The 15,666-nt window shown below is 52.0% G+C and carries 19 protein-coding genes and 1 pseudogene; 2 read left to right on the top strand and 18 right to left on the bottom strand.

The features are described from left to right. Positions 1-6 precede the first annotated feature (6 nt). From mtrD to OS112_02640, 18 genes and pseudogenes are all read right to left on the bottom strand, one after another. The gene (mtrD, locus tag OS112_02555; protein ID WAC05524.1) at positions 7-840 is read right to left on the bottom strand and encodes a tetrahydromethanopterin S-methyltransferase subunit D; all 834 of its coding nucleotides are present in this window, start codon (positions 838-840) and stop codon (positions 7-9) included. Continuing rightward, complete coding sequence (mtrE, locus tag OS112_02560) at positions 837-1,739, bottom strand: tetrahydromethanopterin S-methyltransferase subunit E (protein ID WAC05525.1); 903 nt, start codon at positions 1,737-1,739, stop codon at positions 837-839. Before mtrE ends, mtrD begins: the two co-directional genes overlap by 4 nt. Positions 1,740-2,091: 352 nt before the next feature. Further along, positions 2,092-2,415, bottom strand: a complete 324-nt coding sequence (locus OS112_02565) for a hypothetical protein (GenBank protein ID WAC05526.1) — start codon at positions 2,413-2,415, stop codon at positions 2,092-2,094. A 101-nt stretch (positions 2,416-2,516) separates the two neighbouring features. Next, on the bottom strand, positions 2,517-3,671 hold the full coding sequence (locus OS112_02570; protein WAC05527.1) for a TIGR04083 family peptide-modifying radical SAM enzyme: 1,155 nt from the start codon (positions 3,669-3,671) through the stop codon (positions 2,517-2,519). A 152-nt stretch (positions 3,672-3,823) separates the two neighbouring features. Further along, positions 3,824-4,161 (bottom strand): annotated as a pseudogene (locus OS112_02575) (cupin domain-containing protein). Positions 4,162-4,235: 74 nt separating this feature from the next. Beyond that, entirely contained in the window at positions 4,236-5,837 is a 1,602-nt protein-coding gene (gene atwA, locus OS112_02580; protein WAC05528.1) for a methyl coenzyme M reductase system, component A2, read from the bottom strand. A gap of 348 nt (positions 5,838-6,185) precedes the next feature. Beyond that, positions 6,186-6,902 carry a DUF169 domain-containing protein gene (locus OS112_02585; GenBank protein WAC05529.1) on the bottom strand — a complete coding sequence of 239 codons (717 nt, stop codon included), beginning with the start codon at positions 6,900-6,902 and terminating at the stop codon, positions 6,186-6,188. A gap of 171 nt (positions 6,903-7,073) precedes the next feature. After that, the gene (locus OS112_02590) at positions 7,074-7,442 is read right to left on the bottom strand and encodes a DUF134 domain-containing protein (GenBank protein ID WAC05530.1); all 369 of its coding nucleotides are present in this window, start codon (positions 7,440-7,442) and stop codon (positions 7,074-7,076) included. A 50-nt stretch (positions 7,443-7,492) separates the two neighbouring features. Beyond that, positions 7,493-7,816, bottom strand: coding sequence for a hypothetical protein (locus OS112_02595; GenBank protein WAC05531.1), 324 nt, complete (start codon positions 7,814-7,816; stop codon positions 7,493-7,495). A gap of 155 nt (positions 7,817-7,971) precedes the next feature. Then, complete coding sequence (locus OS112_02600; GenBank protein ID WAC05532.1) at positions 7,972-8,238, bottom strand: hypothetical protein; 267 nt, start codon at positions 8,236-8,238, stop codon at positions 7,972-7,974. Between the two features lie 24 nt (positions 8,239-8,262). Continuing rightward, positions 8,263-9,105 (bottom strand): Mrp/NBP35 family ATP-binding protein, encoded by an 843-nt coding sequence (locus OS112_02605; GenBank protein WAC05533.1) that lies wholly within the window; start codon positions 9,103-9,105, stop codon positions 8,263-8,265. Between the two features lie 132 nt (positions 9,106-9,237). Continuing rightward, complete coding sequence (locus OS112_02610; protein WAC05534.1) at positions 9,238-9,594, bottom strand: NifB/NifX family molybdenum-iron cluster-binding protein; 357 nt, start codon at positions 9,592-9,594, stop codon at positions 9,238-9,240. Positions 9,595-9,622: 28 nt separating this feature from the next. Then, positions 9,623-9,877: a DUF5320 domain-containing protein gene (locus OS112_02615; protein ID WAC05535.1), complete on the bottom strand. Its 255-nt coding sequence runs from the start codon at positions 9,875-9,877 to the stop codon at positions 9,623-9,625. A 241-nt stretch (positions 9,878-10,118) separates the two neighbouring features. After that, positions 10,119-10,433, bottom strand: a complete 315-nt coding sequence (locus tag OS112_02620; protein ID WAC05536.1) for a J domain-containing protein — start codon at positions 10,431-10,433, stop codon at positions 10,119-10,121. 92 nt (positions 10,434-10,525) lie between these two features. Continuing rightward, positions 10,526-11,140 carry a methyltransferase domain-containing protein gene (locus OS112_02625; protein ID WAC05537.1) on the bottom strand — a complete coding sequence of 205 codons (615 nt, stop codon included), beginning with the start codon at positions 11,138-11,140 and terminating at the stop codon, positions 10,526-10,528. 35 nt (positions 11,141-11,175) lie between these two features. Beyond that, positions 11,176-11,853: a class I SAM-dependent methyltransferase gene (locus tag OS112_02630; protein ID WAC05538.1), complete on the bottom strand. Its 678-nt coding sequence runs from the start codon at positions 11,851-11,853 to the stop codon at positions 11,176-11,178. 129 nt (positions 11,854-11,982) lie between these two features. Further along, positions 11,983-12,429 carry a CGGC domain-containing protein gene (locus tag OS112_02635; protein WAC05539.1) on the bottom strand — a complete coding sequence of 149 codons (447 nt, stop codon included), beginning with the start codon at positions 12,427-12,429 and terminating at the stop codon, positions 11,983-11,985. Beyond that, positions 12,414-13,412 carry an IS5 family transposase gene (locus OS112_02640; protein WAC05540.1) on the bottom strand — a complete coding sequence of 333 codons (999 nt, stop codon included), beginning with the start codon at positions 13,410-13,412 and terminating at the stop codon, positions 12,414-12,416. The genes OS112_02635 and OS112_02640 overlap by 16 nt, the downstream gene beginning before the upstream one ends. A gap of 305 nt (positions 13,413-13,717) precedes the next feature. Between OS112_02640 and OS112_02645 the strand changes: the two genes are divergently transcribed. Beyond that, positions 13,718-13,951: a FeoA family protein gene (locus tag OS112_02645; protein ID WAC05541.1), complete on the top strand. Its 234-nt coding sequence runs from the start codon at positions 13,718-13,720 to the stop codon at positions 13,949-13,951. Then, positions 13,948-15,663 carry a ferrous iron transporter B gene (locus OS112_02650; GenBank protein ID WAC05542.1) on the top strand — a complete coding sequence of 572 codons (1,716 nt, stop codon included), beginning with the start codon at positions 13,948-13,950 and terminating at the stop codon, positions 15,661-15,663. The genes OS112_02645 and OS112_02650 overlap by 4 nt, the downstream gene beginning before the upstream one ends. Positions 15,664-15,666 lie beyond the last annotated feature (3 nt).

Raw genomic sequence — 15,666 nt, forward strand, 5'->3', positions numbered from 1 at the left:
TCCACCTCACACCGTAACAATCAGGATCGCGACGAACCCGCAGAGTGCGGTTGCGACAGCAGATGCGACGACTGATCGCGGCCAGCGCTTGAACTTCGGGTCGTGAGGGCCTTCGATTGTTCCGGTGATATTGTAAGCGGTCAGCACCGCGTTCACGAGGAACATACCGACAGCGAATATTCCTGCTGCCGAAATTGCGATCGGCAGGATCTGGGCTTCGGTTGCCCTCATCATCGCGGGCAGTGTTGCCTTGTACAGGTCAAGGAGCATCAGGTAGATGAGCGTACCGCCTGCTCCTCCGAGAATACCGCCGATGACTCCACCGACGAACGAGACGAACGGCAGTCCATGTCCTTCAGTACCCTGTGACTTGAATTCAGGCTGTGTGTCACCGGTGATCGGGTCTACCTTGATCTTGCCAGATGCTGAAGGGATACCCATACCAAAGACGTAGATGAAGTTCACCATCATGCAGGTGATTGCCATCATCAGACCGCCACCGACGCCGCCGGTGATAACTGCAACGGTCGTTCCCAGTTCAGCTGCCCATGCCCCGCCAAAGAGCCCGGCGAGACCTGCACCGGCAGCGAGCATTGCAACACCGGTTGCGATACCGGGAGCCTGCCCCATCGCAGCCGGCGCACCGCCGACCGGGACGAAGTGGGTGCCAAATCCGATCAGGACACCGCCGATCACCATACCGATAAGGGCCATGAGGCCGAGGCCTGGAGCGATCTTCCAGCAGATTCCGAGAATTACGAGCAGCATGACGACACCCACCGCCATTGCGGTCGGGTTCATTGCGCCGCCAGCTGCCGGTTTTGCTGCAACTGCGCTCATGAGGACGCCTCCTTTACCGGTTCTGTGTATGGCCCGTAGGTCTTGCGTGCCCAGACTTCAATGTACCGGTCGATGATCGTAAAGACCAGGATCATCAGGACACCGACAATGATCGCACCCCATCCTCCACCGATCTTCTCAAAGAGGATCGTGCGCCAGAGTTCGAGGAATACGATCAGGCCAAAGCAGACTCCTGATGCGGGTCCGCCCAGTTTTGCCGTGAAGAACCCGTTGTCAATTGAGTTGCGCTCGCCGGCTTCGGCATAGCGGACGATGTTGCCTGATGCTGAGATCGGGACGCCTGCACCAAACTTCTGGTTCTGGTACTGGCGTTCCTTGCCATAGTACGGGTTGCCTGTCGCAGATCCTGCTGCACCGAGTGCAATACCCCATAACAGGCCGAGCAGCGGCAGCGGGAACGGGTGTCCCAGTGCGGCGTTCATCAGGTAACAGAGGGTGACGGTACAGAAGATAGCGATAAATGCATGCGCCATCGTGACCGTGGTCATCGACTTCAAAATGTCAACGTAGACCGGCTGCCCGAATTTCTTCAGGCTTGCCGTCCTGCCGAGATACGCGGTGGTTGCGTACACGCCCTGGACAAAGACTGCGAGGACACAGCCAAGGACGATCGCGAGGACCGCGTTGATCTGCATCGCCATAAATGCCCATGCGAGTCCGGCGCCCAGAGCGCACCAGAGACCGTATGCCGGGGGTTCACCTGCGACCGCCTTATTGAAGATGCGGTGCAGGAAACCCATCTGCGGAGCGAGCTGAACCTGTGAGTTCGGGTCACCTTGTGATCCGATGTTGGATTCAGTATCTTCCGCAGCTCCGGCTACGGTGGCAAGAGCTCCTGTCAATGCAGTAATTCCAATGCCAAATACAATATTCTCCATTTAGCCTCCTCCCTGCGTGCTGAAGAGTGCACGAGAGTATTCAAAATGCAATGCCACGCACATCGAGTTAAAACTCTTTGTGGTCATTCTAAAATTAGTTTGTACTTAATTAAAAGGTTTCGAAACAGAATTCGTCAAATCGCAATTAAATTTGCCCGATTTATAAAAGAAGCAAAAATTGCGGGATTTTAAACAGGTAAATTTACTTTAACTCAAAAAAAGTTGAGTTGATGTTGGACGATCGGGTCCGGGGTGATACCGGTTGCGGTATCGTCGATTTCTGTATATGCAGGGTCAAAAAATACAGGTATCATGGAGATGAAAAAACGGGCCGGATCTCTTCTCTTTTTTATTATTTCCATTCCATCGTATGGCGCCTGCTCCCCTCGCTCTCCTGCAGCTCAACCCGGTTTTTCAATGTGCCCAGCATACATGGTGTTATCAGTTTTCCCGTTAGCACATGGATCTCCTCTCTCTCCCCATCTTCGATGTTTATTTCATAGGTTATGATAAAATCCTCCTGGTTTTTAAGGGCATATGAGAGGATCTGTGAAATTGTTTCAGTTACCTGAGGGTCGATCCCCCTCTTTTTTTGTTTTTTCCGGGCTGGTTTATTTGGTGGTTTTTTCCGGGGAGGTATAAGGAAAATTGTGATTGCTGATGATATTAATCTCATCTCTTTTATTAGCCCGAAGTCAGCGGTTCATCCCAGACACTATTCAGTTGATGGGATTCGGGTGGAATAACCTGCAGCTTATAAAAAAAAGCATCGAAGTTTTATCCCGACACCATCTTGTGCATCAGCGCCGCGACTCCGGGTTTTTTCCCCTTCTTGGTCCGTGACGAAAATGCCATGTCCATCATCGAGGATTCCGACATCTCCCGATCGAGACGGGCAGCAATCTCGTCAAAGATCCTCCGGTAGGCAACACAGTGGGGGTCGACACCTTTGATGATGCCGTCCGTCGGTGCAATGGCATTGTAGGGGCAGCCGCCCCGGCAATATTTTATATGTCGGCATCCCCCGCATGCCGTATCTACGTAATCCTTATAGGAAAACATCAGCTTCCATGCATCGGATCCGGCAAGGTCTTCAGGAGTGGGACGGTCACGGACGTTACCCATGACATATTCCGTCATGCCGACAAACCGGTAACAGGGATAGATGCTGCCATCCGGTCCGACTGCAAAGGTGTTTCCCATGCAGTCTGCAAACGTGCAGACATTGCCCCTCCGGGTGAACACGCACCGGAACAGGTCGTTGATATTCATCACGTCAATCTCCTGCAGGTGTTCCAACGACTTGTCAAGAAGGTATACCAGCAGGTCGCCGTATTCCTCCGGTTCAAGTGCCCACTGGTTTGGATTTTCAGACCGCAGCGACGGCAGAGCGGGGTGCAGTTTCATGGTAAACCCATTTTTTAAAAAAAAGTCAAAGATCGCTTCCCGGGACTTGACCGATGTGGAGGTGAATGTGCAGATGAACCGCACATCAAGGCCGTTTGCCTTTGCAATCTCATAGCCCCGCATGGTCTTCTCGAAATACCCGTTACCTCTCTGGAGGTCATTGATCTCCTTGGGGCCGTCAATGCTGGAGCCGATCGGCACATGGTATTCCGCGAGGACTTTGGCGATCTCAGGAGTCATCTTCCAGAGATTGGACTGCAGCGCAAATTCCGGCTTTAAGTGGGGGAGGCCGTCTGCGAGCAGCGGCAGCGCCTGCCGGTAAAAATCCGCACCGGCAAGGAGCGGTTCACCCCCGTGGAAGGTGAAGGTGACCCGGTCGGTCCGGAAATCCCTGAGCCATGCGACCACTTCCCTGACGGTCTCGATGGTCATGAGGGGCGATCCTTCCTCCGAGCTCCAGCAATAACTGCATCTGGAAGGACAGCCTAACGTCGGGATGAGCATCACATGAAAAGGATTTTTCATTACACAAATCTACCCTTCGTATCCGTATATTTGTTTTCTTTTCTTACCCGTTCTGGGGCAGAAGGCGTAAAAAAAGAGTTTCATGCACCCAAAAATGCACCCGGTATCAGCCAGCACTCCCATATTAAGAAAAAAAGGGACAGGGATACCGGTCAGAGCAGTCTGGTCTCCTCCGTTGGTCCGGGCACCTTGACCACGAGCACCCGGAATACCGCGGCACTCTCGTTGATCCAGCAGTGGGGAATCCGTGCGGGGCTCTCCACAAACATGTCCCTGCCGACGGTCTGCTTCTCATTGCCGATCTCAATGACGCCGGTTCCTTCCAGTACATAGAAGAAGACGTCGACCGGCATGATATGCTTATTTAACGATTCCCCGGGCAAAAGCGTGATGACGACTGCCGTCGCTGCGGTGATTCGTAGATCTTGCGTGCGTCGACATTGTTCGGGTTTGTGCCAGACACAACTTTTAAAACATCCGCAATTTTCATACCGTGACCTCTTTGTGGGATACCTTTGCATACCACAGTATAAAAAAGGATTTCAGGGAGTCTTTTCCCTCGGGTTATACCGTGCTGCCCCGTTCCTCCGGGGTAAGGCTTGCAATGACCTCAGCAGTCTTTCCGATCTGGATAATCTTCCCCCCCCGCATCAGTGCAACCCTGTCACAGATGTCTTCTACAAATTCCATGTCATGCGACACTACGATAAATGTCTCGTCCATCTCGTCGCGGGCGTTCCGGATCGAGTATTTCACGTCCTGTTTGGTGATCGGGTCCATCGTTCCTGTCGGCTCATCGAGTATCACGAGGCGGGGCTCATGGATAAGTACCTGCGCAAGGGCGACCCGGTGCCGCTCGCCGTCAGAGAGTTCACCGGGGAGGCGGTTGAGGATCTCGTGCGCCTTCTCCTGGGTAAACCCCGCCATGCCCAGCGTGACCATGGCTTTTCGCATTGCGAGCTCTTTGGGGAACTCCAGCCCGATCGCATCGGTCAGGTTGTCGAGCACGGTGCGGTGGGGATAGAGGTCATATTCCTGGTGCAGGAGACCGATATACTCCTTTGCCCTGCCGCGCTCATCGACACCGGGCTTTGTCATGTCCACCCAGTCGTCCCCGATAAGGATGTTCATCTCCCCGCTTGTCGGTTCGATGATACCGGCGATCATCCGCGAGAGCGTTGTCTTGCCCGCGCCGCTCTTCCCGATGATGCCGAAGATCTCCTTCTTTGCCACATCGAATGTAACGAGGTTGACTGCCCTGACCACGCCCCGGTCGACCGAGAAGTATCGTTTGCTCACATCGCGGGCGGCAAGTACCTTCTCGCCGAATTGCTGCGGGATCTCGTAATCTTCCTCGTTATGGTTCCTTGTAAATGACCGGATCACGTCCCTTGGAAAACCGATCTTTGCAATCTTCCCGTTCTCCAAGAGAATGGCACGGTGGGTCATGTCCTCGATGACCTGCGAGAAATGGGAAGTCACGACCATCCCCATGCTGTTCTTCTTTGCAGCTTCCGTGAGCATCGCATGCACAAGCCGTGCCGTCTGCGGGTCGAGTGTTCCAGTTGGTTCATCGGCAAACAGCATCGCCGGGTCCTTGGCCAGCTGGCGGGCGAGCACGACCCGCTGTTTCTCGCCGCCGGAGAGGTCGCGGGCGATATGCATCATCCGGTGAGACAGCTTTACCTGGTCGATCAGGTCGGCAGCCCGGGTGATCGCCTTGTCCTGGGGGTAATTGATGTCATCCAGTGCATGGAGCACGTTCTCGATGACCCGGTCGTCGCCGTACAGGGCGAACGTGCGCTGGAACATGATTGCGGTCCGGCGCATCACCCGGGATTTCATCCCGTCGCTGTTCTTGTCCCAGAGGTCAATATCTTCTGCAACAAGCCGGCCGCTGCACCGGGGGCAGGTGCTGCCGGCCCTGCTCTGCACGTCCATATGCCCGCAGGTGTCGCAGGCAGCCATATGGTATACGATCGAACCGGATGTCGGGGGGTCTTCAATGCCCCGGAGCAGGTGCATGAGCACACTCTTGCCCGCGCCGCTCCTGCCGATAATACCGACAATCTCCCCTTCCGGGATCTCAAACGAGATATTGTCAAGGACGGTTGTGCTGCCAAACTTCATGGAGAGGTCTTTTACACTGATGAATGGCGCTGGCAAGAGGATTCCCCGAAACTCACTCACTCGAAGGTTTATTGTGTCTCTCATTCGTTTCCGCGTTCCGGCTGCAGATCTTGCAGACCCCACTTTCCCTGCAGTGGCCAAGATCCCTGCCGATGATCCGCCCCCGTTTCAGAGATCCCGTCCCGTCAAAATTCAGCATGATTTATGTCCTCACCATTCTTGTTATGAATATTTACACATATGCGCATAAAGATTTAATCATTGTGAACCAAAAAGAAGAAGTGAGCGGGGGAGCCTGCTGCATGTGCATCTCCTGGTTGCGATACAGGCACCGGCACTTCAGGCAGTGACCTTCCGCTTTTTGCTTGTATTTCAGGGAAATTTTTATTTTGAGCCCGGGGCACCGATCACGATTTTGAGGGCTGTTGTCATCTCCGGGAGAAGTTCTGCGGGAAGCCCCATCAACATCTCGTCGTCAGCGATCCCGGAGAATTTTCTTGACCCGTCACAACCAAGGGAAAAGTTCGGCCGTCCGGTCAGGTATGTCTGGGTAGTCGCGTCCGAGCATACTGACTGGATACCTGAGAATTCTGCATAGATACGCCCGCCAAGCCGGAAGAGCGAGCTTTGGGCGAGTTTGAGCATGTTCCTCGGGTTTGTCACCATCATCACAACATGGGGTGTGAACGGTGTCTTCTCGAGCGGGGCATACAGGGTTGCATAGGTGTCGCCTGAATTCAGATGGGGGACTTTGTCGATTGTGCGCTTGCAGGCTGCCGCACTGTCAAACTTGCCCAGTTTGAAATAAAATTCGCCGGTCTTTAACGTCGGTGTTATCTCCCGGAGGCCAAGAGACCACGCACCGCCGTTGCACTCGTGTTTTGTGGATGTCGCGTAGAAAATTTTGCCTTCTGTCCTGGCAAGGTTCACCATCGAACAGTGACGGATGGTCTTCTCGAGTTCCTCCATTCCTGCCGGGACCTCTTCTTTTGATGTTGCAAATTTTATTGCAACGGGAGAACCCTTCAGGCCCAGCACTTTTTTAAGCGTCTCGGCTGCGTCTGCATAATTTATCTGTATCTTCATCGGTTCGTTGCTCATATTGCTGCCTCATGGCACCTCATGTTTGGGGAGCCGTATTTACTCATATGAGCAGAACCACTTAAACGTATAGTGTTGGACGCAACAATTTTGAACAGGGGGGCAATATCGATCGCCACGATACCCTGCGACAGCAGCATGAAAAAAATTAAGCTTTTTTCCATGTCTCAGTTATTCTACCGGATGCAGGCACTTCGGGCACCGGCCTTCCGCCGCTTTCTGACAGCCCTCCATCTGGATGCCCTTGCCAAATACGAGCGCTTCGGTTATCTTGCGCCTCGCCTGGTGCAGGTCGCGCCATGCGGTCTTTCGCGAGACCCCGAGTTTTTCGGCTGCCTCTTCCTGTTCCAGTCCTTCAAGGTCGACGAGCCGTAACAGTTCCAGTTCGTCGGGACGCAGCGTGATGCCCCCACTATCCTCCTCCGGACAGCAGCAGGGCTTGTAGCACCGCGATTGTGAACCATTGTTTATGATGCGCCGGATGCGGGGCCTGCCCCGTCGCGGGCACCGGGGAATTTCTAACTCTTCGCTGTCCGTCATGCATCATTCTCCTGTGATCAATCATTCTCTTATCAGTGGAAATAATCTTCTTACTGCCGGATGAATGATTGTGTACGATCAGATCGAGTGGCCTGTTTTTTCCTCGGTTCAGGTCTTCGTGTTATAAGATAGCGCTTGATCATCCGTCTCTGCGGTTTGGTCATGATCAGTTTTTCGATTCTTGCCACGCGGTACGGGCATTTGAGAAACGACCCTTGGGAGAGCCTGCAGAAAAATCCTGATATTATCGGTGCAAAAATTTCATCAAGCTGAAAATAGGTGCGGAACTCCTTCACCGTAATCCATTGTTCCGACCCTCCATGGTGCTCCATGTACTGTTCAAGGAGTACAGGAATCTCACTTTTACGCGACATAATTTCTATCTCCTGATGTTTTTGTTAATTGGGCCGTCGTGAAGCGGATAGTTCCGGGTGATAATCAAAATAATTGCCGATACTGCTGCGTCTCTTTCTTAACGTTCCCCGTCGCGGATCCCCCGGCTTTTTATTCGCCGTTGCTGTGTAATAGTTCACACCCGCAGTTTCAGGAGGTATCGGTACTTTTTCGGATCGGATGGATTTTCACCCTCTTCTCGCGCGATCTTTGCCACGATGAAGGGAAACCTGCCGAACGGCCCGACATTCAGCCGCCGAAGGAATGCAGATATCGTGTTGCTCTGGTAGCGCGTCAGTCCGAACCGGTCGCGAAGTTCGTGCACGGTAATCCACCGTTCATCGGCTGCATTCTCCGCCATGTATGCTTCGAGCAGTTCCGGGATACCGGGATATTTTCTCATGAGGGCAGGTTGTGTGTTTTTTCATCAGGACTCGACTCGTTTGACCAGATTTTCCATTACCGCATCCACAGCTTTCCATGTTGGGGTATCGGCATGGCGGAGGACATATGGGCGTCCCTCGTCACCGGCTTTCACCATTTCCGGATCGAGCGGAATGGAGCCAAGATAGGGTACGCCCAGTTCCTGTGCTGCCTTCTCCCCTCCACCCCTGCCGAAAAGGTCTAAGGTCTCCCCGCAGTGGGGACAGGTCATCCCGCTCATATTCTCGATGATCCCGATTACCGGCAGCTCCAGTTTTTCAATGAATTTCACTGCTTTAACCGCGTCGAGAACTGATACATCCTGTGGAGTGGTAACGATAACAGCGCCCTGGACATTGGGTGCGAGCTGGATAATGGAGAGTGCCTCATCCCCGGTACCAGGAGGGAGATCGACCACGAGATAATCCAGTGATCCCCAGTTCACTTCGTTTAAGAACTGCTGGATTGCAGCCATCTTCATTGGCCCGCGCCAGACAACCGGCGTACTCGTATCCGGAAGAAGAAACGCCATCGACATGACTGCAAGTGTCCCGGTTACGTGGACCGGTTCCATGGTATTTTCCAGGACAGCAGGCCGCTGACCTTCGATACCCAGCATCTTTGGAATGTTGGGGCCATGAATGTCAAGATCGAGAAGTCCGACCTTCCTGCCGTGAGCCGACAAGGCAGAAGCGAGGTTGATAGAAACAGTTGATTTTCCGACGCCTCCTTTACCGCTCAATACAAGGATTACATGTTTTACATCGATCGTTGCTTTCGGGGGAAGCCCTTTTTGCGCATGGGATTCACCCTTCGGGCTGGTGTGTTCATGAGTATTTGTTATCATAATATCCAGTGTCAAAAACGTTTACCGGTGTGAGGCACTCTTTAGACTGTTGCACGAATTTTCAGCCTTGCCCCTCCGTCAAACGGGTAGTGATCATCATCTCTTCAGGAAGATACCTCTGCTATACAGGAGTTATTCCCCACACCCCTGATGATCAGGGCCATGGGTACAACTGCTCTGTCCCTGTGCAATTTTTCCTGCGATAAAATCTTTTATTACGCTCTCGATTAGACCTCGTACTCCAAGGAATACCTTAATATTATTTGTGCAGAACAGGTCCACTGCCTTTGGCCCCATGCCGCCTGCAAGGACGTGCGTGACTTTATGCTCGGCAAGCAGGGCAGGCAGTCTTCCCGGTTCATGCCCGGGGCTTACAAGATTCTCCCGTGAGGTAATCTTTGAATTCTCCACAACGAACAGTGCATATTCTTTACAGTGCCCGAAATGCTCTGACACGAAATCTCCGTCTTTTGCAATTGCAACTTTCATTAAAAAAACCTCGAAAAATATTAAATTCTTATCCTTGGAAACGCCTGCCGCCACCGAATCCAAAGCCACGTCCGCACCTGCAGGGGACTCCCCCGCGCCCGCGACCGTAGACCGGAATATTCTGTATAGAACCCTGCGTTATCGCCGATTCGTTCCCCTCATACGCTTGCTGTAATGGGGCAGCAGGCTCCTGTTCAGGTGCAGTCATTGTCCGGCACCTGCCAAAGCCCCTGCCACTCATCGGACCAGTTCCTTGTGGTCCTTTTCCGTTAAATCCTGGCATTGATATTCTCCTGGCACCTGTTTTGGTACCTTAATTACTCATATGCGCATAAATGCTTAAAAACTTTGGTCAGGGCAATCTCCTGATGACCGGGAGTGCTTTGGAACCTGATGTGATGTTCATGTCTTGAAGGCGAGGAAGCGGAACACCGGTACATGGAGTGACAGGATATACATTACCTCAAACTGAGTGGGGGGGGCGCGACATGGCGCAGGTAACCGGAAATAGTTATAGGGATCATTTATCCTTTGATCGGGTCATCACCAAAATGAGTCGTCCAGAATTCCCTTGAGTCATATTCAGTGCCTTTCCTGATATCTTCTGCACGGAACGACAATTCATAGTTCATGCCGCACTCCACGAGAATATCATAGGCTTCTTTTATGCGGATGAAGGTAACATGGGAAAGATCCGGATCATAATGCGACACATCCGGGTGCCACTCTTTGACCAGTTCATGGAACCGGGCATATATCCCGTTCAGGCTCCTCCTGCCGTTAATGCCAAGCACTTCGGCAGCTTCGGGAATGGTCATTGAGGATCGGACGGTCATCATGGGAGTTTATGCAGACAGGAATGATAAGATCATGGTAGCATCCCCTTTCTCAACTGCTCTCCAGAGAAATCCCCCAAATCCGGATGCACACCCTATGCCGGAAGGGTGACAGAACCGGTGCCGCAAACCAACGGCTTTTTCCCGGTAAGGACACAGAACCCGCGTTCCTGTGCAGCTTTTTTAATGGAGGAGAAGCCAGCCATCCGGAGCTCCCGGGTAACTTCGTCGATGGAATAGAACTGCGCGTGGCGTAAAAATCTCCCCTTTTCCGGCTCCGCATGGTAGTGCCTGAAAATTTCACCGTCCCTTTCGATGAACCCGATAATGATAGTGCCCGATGGGATTAGGACGCGGATGGCCTCCCGCAGGACTTTGGATGGATCATCAAGGAAGCAGATAACCGTCATCATCACGACTGCATCGAATGAGTCATGGCGGTACGGAAGGTGTTCCCCGATTCCGAGAGCACCATTAACCCCCCGGCCCTTTGCCATCCTTACGAGGGGGCGCGAGGGATCGATGCCGTTTTGAATCCCCAGCGGTGCAGCAAAGCGTCCTGATCCAACGCCAATCTCAAGCAGCTGTCCCTTTCGCGGGACTGCCCTTTTCAGCAGCCGTACCTGCGCCCGGTACACGTCTTTATGGGTATCGAACCAACGGTCGTAGTATTCTGCGAAATCTTCAAAGACGCTGCGTTTTGTATTCAATTATACTCCTCCGTGAAGGCAACCGGCTGAATCATTCATTTTGTATGCGGATTTTCCCGTTGTTCTTTATAATGGCCCGTCCCCTTCTTCTGTGCAAGGTATGCCCGTGCAAAAAAATTCTTCGACCGTTTTTCATCCATCCAGATGGTGAATTCAACAGAATCCACGAGCACAAATCCGCTCTTCTCCAGCCAGCCGGTGACCTGCATGGGGGTATGGCAGTACATCATAATCGTCTCATCCGTACCGGTTTGTTCCGGGCTGGCAATGATCTCGGCCGGTTCTTCCGGAGTGCGATCAATGGTAACAAATGCGAACCTGCCGCCCTCGGGTAGGATCCGGGCAACATCATCGAATACAATTTCAAGGTTGGGGAAGAACTGGAAGACGCCGGTGGAAATGACAATATCAATCGATCCGTCACCGAATGGGTACGGGACGACCGTGAGGTCATGGCGGACAAGGCGTTCGGCAAACCCTTTCTTCCGGCAGGCATCCAGCATTCCGTCACTTGAGTCCATCCCGGTGACTCGTAGTCCTGCTCTGAACAGGGGCTCCGATCCAAGGCCGGTACCAATGCCGATATCGAGGACTGTCTGGCCTTGCTGTATATACCTTGACAGAAGGTCAAAGACCAGTGACGGGCCCTGCCAATCGGTTGCGCGGGCAGCTTCATCATAGCCTTCAGCCTGCTCTTGGCCTTTTTTTCCCATATTTATCACGTTTCGTTTCAATCCTGATGTTTCTGCATGAGGATAAATTGTAAATGCCGGATATTAATTACGGGTCTCACCTTTTTATCGTACCGGCCGCTCCAATACCCAAAATGATGAACAGTCTGCTTAATCGTACGCAAGCCGGGTCTTCTCATCGGTGAGCGTTGGTGCAATCAGTTCTTTCCACACTGCCGAATCCCACGAGCCGAGCTTCTGGTGGGTTGTGTAATATTTCTGGGGGATCGGGTGCGTGCCAACAACCACGTCCATCCCGTACTTTTCCTTAATGAACCGGGAAAAATAGGAAATCCGGGGGCACGGAGGGTACCCGACAATAAGGCCGGTGGCAAGGTGGATGACCTCCGCACCATTGTTCTTCATCTCCTGCGGCACGTACTCAACATTCCCCCCGGGGCACCCGTTGCAGGTAGCAAAGCCAACAAGCTCCACATCATTGTCTTTGTATCGCATAAAAGCGCCCTCACGGTTGTACAGAGCCCGCATGCATTTGCCTCCGGCACAGGTCCGGTACCGGTCACAGATGATAATTCCCAGTTTTATGACATTTCCCATGATTCACTGTCCTTAATTGAGATATCCGGATGAACAATCTGGTATTTTACAAGAGAAATATCCTGTGCCAGGTATGGTATTCTGGCTCTGTAGAATTCCTCAATACGAATAAGAACTGAAATTGTTAACATCATTCTTGAGAGGTTATAGAGGATCACTTTAATTTTGATCTCCTTGATCTGGAGTCTGTATTTTCGAGCCTTGAGGGCTTCTCCGAACTTTCTTTTCAGGACGGAGAATACCGTTTCGACCTTATTTCTCTGATGATACTTATCTTCATCGAATGACTGAGCGATTCGTCTTCGGTAATACCCGGAGATTCGTTTCCGTTTTCTGTTTCTGACCGGGATAAGGGAACAGGAGTTGAGGGAGTCCCGGATCAATTCATGGATCTCTTCAGAGTCGTATCCTTTGTCCATGACATAGAGGTCGGATTGTCTGGTTCTGTGAGTTTGTTTCAGGAGTTTTTCAGCGTGAGGGATATCATGGACCGGGTGCTGGGAGATCTTCAGACCGGTGATAATCTGACGATCAGTATCAACGGAGATCGAGGTTTTCAGGAACCGTTTTCTGGTCTTACCGGTTCTCCACGAATAATAATGGCTGGCATAGGAGCTGGTGAACCCGGATGAATCGATAGCAGTACAAGGGATCCTCTCGCCCCAGTCGTAGAACATTTTCATGAGCCGGTTAAGTAACCGGGTGAAAGTGAATGATCGGATCCGTTGACAGAACTTCTGGATAGTCGTGAAATGAGGTACTTCATCGAGGTGAATCTTCTCTCTGAGAGAATCCATGATCTCAGTTAGTTCGATCGTGTCCCGGTAATCTTCAGACAGATATTCTTTCAGGAGAAGGAGAATGAGTAACTGGTGTTGGGTATAGGTTTTTCTTGAGAACTTGGAAGAGAAAAGAGGAATTCTTGAATCTTTGATCAATCCGGATGATATTTCAACAAACCTGATATACCGGTTTGCTGACACTATATCGTCTCCTTACAGGTTGATTGCATAACAAGGTAAGGAGACACCGTACCTTAGCTCTTTCGGTCGTCGGTACAACTCTGTTTTAGATCAGGTTTTCTACAGAGCCGGTATTCTCAACCTTATTAAATTGTGAATTAATTTGGGACTTTGCAGAAATCATCGTTTTTCATATTGTTCCTGTGATAATTTTCAAAAACCTGTTCATCAGGGATCTTTGGTAAGGATCTAAGATCAGGGATATATCCAGACCAATTTAGGAAAATCTAATATAGATTTAGGTTAACCTAATATTTGTTTTCCAAATGCCGATACCAATATGTGATCTTCAGGAAGGTGTCACCGCAACAGTCCGGGAGCTGCAGGGGGGCCTCGTGTTCCAGAGACAAATGCGCACCATGGGAATACGGGAGGAAAAAACTATCCGCATTGTGACGCGGCACCCGTTCGGGGGCCCGGTTGTGGTCGAAATTGACGGCAAGATGACAACGCTCGGTCATGGAATTGCCTCCCGCATTCTGGTGGAGCCGACGCAATGAGAAAGATTGTCCTGATGGGAAACCCCAACGTGGGGAAGAGTGTCGTCTTCACCCGCCTCACCGGTGCTCACGTCATAACCTCAAACTATCCCGGAACAACCGTGGACTTTTCCCAGGCGACGACCTGCATTGACAAAGAACCCGCGTATATCATCGATGCTCCCGGCACTTACTCTCTAGAACCGTCGAACCGGGCAGAAGAGGTGGCATCAGCGATCATGAACGAGGCTGACCTTGTTATCAACGTCGTCGATGCGACCAATCTCGAAAGAAATCTCTCCCTGACACTTGAACTCCTTTCCCGGGGAAAACCTCTCGTTATTGCACTGAACATGTGGGATGAAGCCCACCATACGGGGATTGAGATCGACACGGCTAAACTTCAGGAAATCCTGCACGTGCCGGTGATACCAACTGTTGCGGTAACGGGTGAAGGGATCCATAACCTCGCCGCGCAGTGCACAAAGGCGATCATCCCGCAATCAGCCGTAACCCTCGGAGAAGAAGAACGTTGGGCACGGATAGGGCAGATAACGCATGAGGTGCAGAAGGTTACCCACCGGCACCATACCCTGTCTGACCATATCTCCAACGCGACCATCAGGCCGGTCACGGGAATTCCCATCGCGTGTGCGGTAATCATTTTCTCGTTCTGGTTTGTCGTGCTTTTCGGCGAGATCTGGATCAGCCATGTGACAAATCCCCTTTTTGAATTGTATCGCCCGCTGGTTACCTCGCTTTCCGGCTGGATTGGTACGGGGGTTCTCGGATCAGTCCTTATTGGTGTGCCTGTAGGGGGCCAGATCAATTTTGAACAATCGATGGGAATGCTGACAACCGGTCTTTATATCCCGTTTGGGGTCGTGCTCCCGTTTATCATTGCGTTTTATATCATGGCCGCGTTGCTTGAAGACTCGGGATACCTGCCCCGGCTTGCGACACTGACTGACACGGTCTTTCACAGGCTCGGCATGCACGGATACGGGATTGTCCCGGTCTTTCTCGGGCTCGGGTGCAATGTTCCTGGTGTCCTTGCAACACGAGTCCTCGAGACGAAAAAGCAGCGGTTCATCGCAGCCACGCTCCTTGCAATCGCCGTTCCCTGCATGGCAAAGACTTCGATGATCTTCGGGGTTCTCGGCCAGTTCGGCATCCGGTATGTGCTGATTGTTTTTGCAGCGCTCTTCATTGTGTATGCTATAGTTGGCATAATCCTCAACAGGATGATAAAAGGCGAATGTCCGGAGATATTTCTTGAAATTCCCCCATACCGCTGGCCGCAGTTCGCTATGGTTGCAAAGAAGACCTGGATGCGTCTCGTTGCATTTGTTTTAGAGGCGGTACCGTTCCTCTTCCTTGGTATCCTGTTTGTAAATATCCTGTACTCAACCGGCTTCCTTGTCTGGCTGGGGGACCTCCTTTCCCCGCTCATTGAAGGATGGCTGGGGCTCCCGGGCACCGCTTCCGCTGCGCTTCTGATTGGATTTCTGCGAAAAGACCTTGCAATCGGGATGCTGCTCCCCCTTAACATGACCCCGCAACAGCTTGTGGTTGCGGTCACAACGCTCACAATGTATTTTCCCTGCGCCGGAACGTTTGCGGTTTTATTCCGGGAACTCGGGACAGCCGATTTGGTAAAAGCAATCGGGGTCATGTCAGTTACCGCGTTTCTGGTGGGGGGAATCATGCGGTTCATTCTGATGGGGATATGAGGT

The sequence above is a fragment of the Methanoregula sp. genome (genome assembly GCA_026625165.1).
GTDB lineage: Archaea > Halobacteriota > Methanomicrobia > Methanomicrobiales > Methanospirillaceae > MVRE01.